Genomic DNA, 4,877 nt, shown 5'->3' on the forward strand with positions numbered 1-4,877 from the left:
CTGATTGCCTGACTCCCTGATAAGTGCGACACCCTAGCGGGGTCGATTAATCTTTCCCGGGATCTTTTTTCCCGCGGTCTTCGGCACTTCGTGCCTCGACACCCGGTCTAAAAAGCGATGATCCCTCCGGGGCTGCGCCCCTGCGGGATCGTCCGACTCGTCCGACTCCAGAAGAGACCTCAGGGGGAGGGCGTCGTAGATGACCGACTGGATGCGGGTGCGGATGTTGAGGGAGGAGAGCTTGCGATTCCAGCGCTGAGGGGCAACCCTATTGCTGAGGAAGATGTAGACGATCTGATTGGTGGGGTCGATCCAGAAGCAGGTGCCGGTGAAACCCGTATGACCATAGGTACTCATCGGCGCCTCCTCGCAGGTATTCCCTCGTCCGCCGCCCCTCTGCCGGTCAAATCCGAGCGCATAGGGCGATGGCCGGTGGCGGTAGGTAGTGTAGTGACGGATCGTCTCCGCGTCGATGAGTGTCTGTCCGCCGTACCGCCCACCATCGAGGAGCATCTGACAGACCACGGCGCAGCTCTCGGCATTGCCGAAGAGTCCCGCATTGCCACTCACGCCCCCCAGCAAGGCTGCCGCTTCATCATCCACGTCGCCTCGCAGCGTCTGGTGGCGGAGGAAGTTGTCCCGCTGCCCCTCGGCCATCTCCTTTGGACCAAAGTGCTGCAGCGGTCTATAGCAAAGGCGAGTGAGACCGAGAGGTGCGGCTACCCGCTCGCTGAAGAGCGTGTCCAGCCCCTGCCGGTAGGAGCGCTCCAGCACCTCCTGCAGGAGGAGGAAGTCGATGTCGCTGTAGCGGTAGCCCCCCGTGCGGCGGTTGCACTCCTTCATCTCTCGGCGCATCATCTCCCGCACCTCTGGGGAGAGGTAGAGTCCCTTGCAGAAGCGCTGCGAGTAGACCGCCGTCGAGTCGGGGCTGACCATCGAGCTCTTGTACCGAAATCCCGACCTTGCCCAGGCATTTCGATCCATCTGGGTCGGGTAGCCTGCTGTGCGGCGAAAGGCGATCAGGGGCGACTCGTAGCTGCTCTCATCGATCATCTCCTGGTAGAAACGGATCACCGCCGGCATCCCCCCGCAGTGCTGCAGGAGCTGCGAGATCCTCACGTCGCCCTTATTGCTCCAGCGGAGGTAGTCAATATGCTTATCGATCCGGTCGCCGAGTCGCAGCCTACCCTCGTCGTCCGCCATCATCACCAGCGGCACGGTGGCGATCGCCTTCGTCATTGAGGCGAGGTCGTAGAGCGTCTCGGTACTATTGCGCTCCTTTCGTCTCGCATCCTTGTAGCCAAATGCCTTACTGTAGACCACATAACCGTCCTTGGCGACCAGCACCTGACAGCCGGGGTAAGCACCCGCACGAAGTCCCTCCTCGGCAATGCGATCGATCCGTGCGAGGACATGCCCATCGAGGTCCACATCCTCGGGCAAGGCGGTCGTGAGGCGCGTCTTGGTGGTGGTGAGACCGGCGCCGTTGGGGAAAAGGGTCGCCCTGTCATCCAGCAGCGTCCCTCCGAAGGGGATCCCACCCATCAGCGCATCCGCCAGCGCCGTCATCCCCGACTCGCCCTTATACGAGAGGGCTATCGCATCTGCCGCTATGACGGCGTCGGTATAGTGATCGTCGGAGGGACGATCCATAAAGAGCAGGACACTCCTCTGCTGCCTGAGTAGCGAGTCCACCCCATCGGGCATCGGACGGTCGCCATGGGTGACCGCCACGATCAGCAGTTCGTCCGTCGAGAGTGAGGGGAGCTTTGCCATCGACCTGACAGCGAGGCGATCCGCCGGCAGATAGCGCCCGAGGCGTTGCGCCAGAGGCTCACTCCCCCTCACGTCGTCACACAGCAGGGTGATCCGGCCGGTAGGACCGAGGGAGAGGGGGATGAGCTTCTCCATATTCTTCACCAGGATCACCGACCGCGATCGCTCCTCCAGCGTGGACTGAGCGTGGAGCATGGTGCCGGGAGCGGCGAGGAGGAGGAGTAGAAGGAGGAGGATGTAGGACTTTCTCATCACAATATAGAGTAGAAAAAGGAGACTCCCCCACCGAACCGGATCGAGGAGTCTCCCTAAGGTATTAACGTGCGAAGCGCATCAGAAGGGCGACCCCTCCTTGCGTTCGTTGATGTAGACGCGGAGCTTATTATTCTTACCATCCATCTTGATCTTCAGCGTGGATGGGAGGACCAGATTGGTCACCGAGGAGGGCGAGACCGCCCCACTCTGCTGCTGTTGTTGTGGCGCAACATACTGCACCGGCACGAGTACCACCCGGAGATCCTCGTCCGGCTTCTGCTCGATATGCTTGCTGATCAGAGCCGAGATATTACCGAAGGAGTAGGTCGACGAGCCCTGGATCGCCTGACGACTCACATAAGTGGTATAGGGCGAGTCGGTGTCAGTCAGCTCTTGCTCGAAGAATCCCGCCACAGAGTCCCGCGGCATCAGCACGAGACTGGTCGGGTAGACCAGCTGATACTCGGAGAGCTCACGATTCTCTCCCGAGATGACGAAGGGCGCCGAGGCGAGGACACGGACAGAGCCCTTGGGGGCTTCGTCCAGCTTTTTCTTGATCTCACGCGTGGGGATGGTGATCTCCGCCAGCACGCCTGCCGGAGACTTGACATAGGCGTAGTCGGTACCGGAGCCGATCAGATTGCTCAGCCCTGTATTGGCAAAGCGGGAGAGCTGTGGCACCTCGTTGGTGTGGGAGAGCTCCTGTATCGTCGGGACATAGGCGAGAGAGTCGACCTTGCCGGTGGAGGGGCGCTTGAGCATCTGCTCCGTGCGGTAGCAGAAGGTCAGCGCCGTCCGTACCACACGGATGACGCTACCGGTCCCGGCGGAGATGCGGAAGTAGACCCCGGGGAAGTAGCGGTCAAAGGCCGCCTGGCTCTTGAACACCTCACTCCCGGCGGCAGACTTGTCGTAGAAGTCCTGCCCGATCTCCCGATCGATCGGGATGCGGATCCAAGTCCCCTTGCCCTCGTGCGGCGTACCGGTGACTGCCATATAGGAGACACGGCCCAGCTCCTTGCTCACACCGCGGGTGTAGTAGTCGGAGATGCTCTCCAGAGAGTACTTGCTCCCGCCGGGGAGCGGCTTATCGAGTGCGTATGCCGTCACCTCGACCAGATCCTTCCCATAGCCGGAGTAACCATCGTAGTAGAGGGTGAGGAAGGCGGAGTCGATACGATTGTCCACCGGCTGATCACGGAAGAGAAAGCCCTCCGGGCAGTACATCTGCGTCAGGTACTCGGTCTCTATACCGCCAAACTCCTGACTGGGGATCCGTCCAATGTAGCCGTAGTTGGAGCTGACATACATCCGATTGTACTGCGTGCCGGCGTCCGAGGTCTTTGAGTCCCCCACATCAGCAGAGATGGTGCGATAGGTGAGGTCAAAGGAGCTGTCGAAGGACTTATATCGAGTATAGTCGGGCATCATACCGACTCCGAGTGAGCTCGACCGATCCTCGCAGGAGACGAGGAAGAGACAGAGCCCCACGAGGAGGGAGGCGAGAGGCAGACTAAGCTTATGAGTCATCTTGATCATGAGTGATGGCGTATGGTGAGTCTGGAGACAAGCGAGACCGGCGTGATCCCTATCTTGCTCCTGCAAAGGTGACAATTTTATATCAAAGAGAGGTCGGCGGAGGTCACCTTAACTCATTTTTTACCGAGCAACCGGTCGTAGAAGGCATCCACCGCCTCGATAGCCTCCTCCGTATTATCATAGTCCATCACCGGCAGGTCGAGCTTGGCAGCCGACTCGCGCGTCTCGTCGCTCACATCCGAGGTGGCGAAAAGGAGTCCATCGACGTAGCTGAGTATCAGCTTATAGAGGTCATCACGCTTCAGTGCAGACCCATCCAGCAGCTCATGCTTGATCTCGTCGTACCCCAGCACCTGAGTCAGATCCTGACCGAATGGGGTCTCCGGCGTCATGTCGTAGATCGAGAAGACGACCTTGGCCCCGGAGAGCGCCGGGTCATCCTTGTAGAGTGTGCTGAGATAGAGCGGTGCCAGGCCGGAGAACCAGCCCTGACAGTGGATAATGTCCGGCACCCAGCGGAGCTTCTTCACCGTCTCGAAGACACCGCGGATAAAGAATGCAGACCGCTCACAATTGTCCTCGTAGAAGTTTCCCTCCTTATCGGTCACCGTCCCCTTGCGGGAGAAGAAGTCGTCATTGTCGATGAAGTAGACCTGCATCCTCTGCGGGAGGAGGGAGGCCACCTTGACCACCAGCTGGTGGACCTTGTCATTGACCGTGAGATTGACATCCGAGAGACGGATCACCTCGTGGAGCTGATTACGCCGCTCGTTGATGGTGCCGTAATTGGGCATAAAGGTGCGGATATCGTGCCCACGGGCAAGCATACCCAGAGGGAGGACTTTGGACTGATCGCTCACATTCTCTTCCACATAGGGGGAGATCTCCTGAGCGATGTACAGTATCTTCTTTTTATTCATAAAATCTGCTATTCTTACGAGCTACACCAAAGATACCAATTTTTCAGCTCTTTTCAAAAGATCAGCTTTACGAAAAGGGTCTGCCACCAGGGGTGACGCTTTTGAGTGGTACAGAAACCATTCAACTCATTGCGAAGAGTGGAGAACGAAGCACCCCTTGTGGGTGCCCGCTTTTTAGACCCGGGGATCCGGCATTGCAAGCGATCCCGCGACCCCGCTAGGGTGTCGCACTGATTGACTGACTGGTATGTGCGACACCCTGGCGGGGTCGCATATCTTTCCCGAAGTCTTCTTTCCCGGGGTCTTCGGCACTTCGTGCCTCGACACCCGGTCTAAAAAGCGATGATCCCTCCGGGGCTTCGCCCCTGCGGGATCGGCAGGCGAGAG

At 59.2% G+C, this 4,877-nt stretch carries 3 protein-coding genes; all 3 read right to left on the bottom strand.

The features are described 5' to 3' along the window. Positions 1 to 33: 33 nt before the first annotated feature. On the bottom strand, positions 34 to 2,028 hold the full coding sequence (locus B088_RS07905) for a serine hydrolase domain-containing protein (RefSeq protein WP_018107890.1): 1,995 nt from the start codon (positions 2,026 to 2,028) through the stop codon (positions 34 to 36). A gap of 81 nt (positions 2,029 to 2,109) precedes the next feature. Further along, on the bottom strand, positions 2,110 to 3,570 hold the full coding sequence (locus B088_RS07910) for a DUF4270 domain-containing protein (RefSeq protein WP_018107891.1): 1,461 nt from the start codon (positions 3,568 to 3,570) through the stop codon (positions 2,110 to 2,112). 113 nt (positions 3,571 to 3,683) lie between these two features. Continuing rightward, positions 3,684 to 4,490, bottom strand: a complete 807-nt coding sequence (locus B088_RS07915) for a glycogen/starch synthase (protein ID WP_018107892.1) — start codon at positions 4,488 to 4,490, stop codon at positions 3,684 to 3,686. Between the last annotated feature and the right edge of the window lie 387 nt (positions 4,491 to 4,877).

Source organism: Porphyromonas bennonis DSM 23058 = JCM 16335 (genome assembly GCF_000375645.1).
Taxonomy (GTDB): domain Bacteria; phylum Bacteroidota; class Bacteroidia; order Bacteroidales; family Porphyromonadaceae; genus Porphyromonas_A; species Porphyromonas_A bennonis.